The 1,024-nt window shown below is 60.7% G+C and carries 2 pseudogenes; both read left to right on the top strand.

The window, feature by feature from the left end:
• Positions 1-402 precede the first annotated feature (402 nt).
• Positions 403-864: pseudogene (locus P0D89_RS53385) on the top strand (catalase/peroxidase HPI); the annotation flags it as partial.
• Positions 860-1,024, top strand: a pseudogene (locus P0D89_RS53380) (recombinase family protein); the annotation flags it as partial. The pseudogenes P0D89_RS53385 and P0D89_RS53380, both read left to right, overlap by 5 nt.

Genomic DNA, 1,024 nt, shown 5'->3' with positions numbered 1-1,024 from the left:
AGATACTACTGCACCCGCCGTCTGGAATGCTATCCTATTCAATAAATAAGGCATCCTTATGTATTGGAGACGTCTCGGCTAGCGTGCCTGACATCGAAATGCTCGACGTGGTCGAGGCAAAATTCGCCGACCAGTCTACGCGGGCGCAGTGAACGGTCAAGCAGGCGGCTAGCCTTCCCTCGTGGACCACGAACGGGTCGGCTACGGAAGTTCGACATCTGGCCGGGTTCGGCGGCCATAATCAGCCATTCGACATCGGAATTCAGATCGTTCACTGTTGCAACTCCTCCGACGAAACCAAAGCTAACCCATGGCCGATATGAATCTCGGCCAGCGCGCGCAATTGAGAATGCGCCCCGAAGACAAGGTCGGCAGCCGTCGCGGTCCACCTGGTCTTGCCCGCACGCGCCGACGATGCTGACGACAGACCTGTCGCTGCGTATGGATCCGATTTACGGGCCGATTGCGAAGCGCTTCTACGACAACCCAGACCAGCTTGAGGACGCGTTTGCCACCTGGTTCAAGTTGCTTCACCGCGACATGGGTCCCCGCTCACGCTATTTGGGCCCCTGGGTCCCGGAGGCGCAGCTTTGGCAAGACCCGATACCACCCGTCGATCATGAGCTGGTCAGCGAACAGGATATCGTCGCCCTCAAGCGCACGGTCCTCGACTCTGGTTTGTCCGTCCCTGAGTTGGTTTCCACAGCCTGGGGCGCTGCCGCCAGCTTCCGTGGCACCGATAAACGTGGTGGTGCCAACGGCGCGCGGATTCGCCTGGCGCCGCAAAAGGATTGGGAGTCCAATGAGCCGCCGCGGCTGGCAAAGGTCCTGACAGCCCTTGAGCGCATCCAGAAAGACTTCAACCCCCGCCGGCCGGATGACCATGGGTGTTCTAAACCACGTCGCACAGTTCGAGCGTGACCTCCTGATCGAGCGGACGCAATCCGGACTTGCACGCGCACGCGCCGCAGGGACAAAGCTCGGGCGACGCCCGGCTTTGGGTGCCGCAAAGCGCGCCGATGTA

The sequence above is a fragment of the Paraburkholderia sp. RL18-085-BIA-A genome, assembly GCF_046027075.1.
GTDB lineage: Bacteria > Pseudomonadota > Gammaproteobacteria > Burkholderiales > Burkholderiaceae > Paraburkholderia.
The sequence above is the reverse complement of the archived record's forward strand: the minus strand, read 5'-3'. Positions and strand labels throughout refer to the sequence as shown.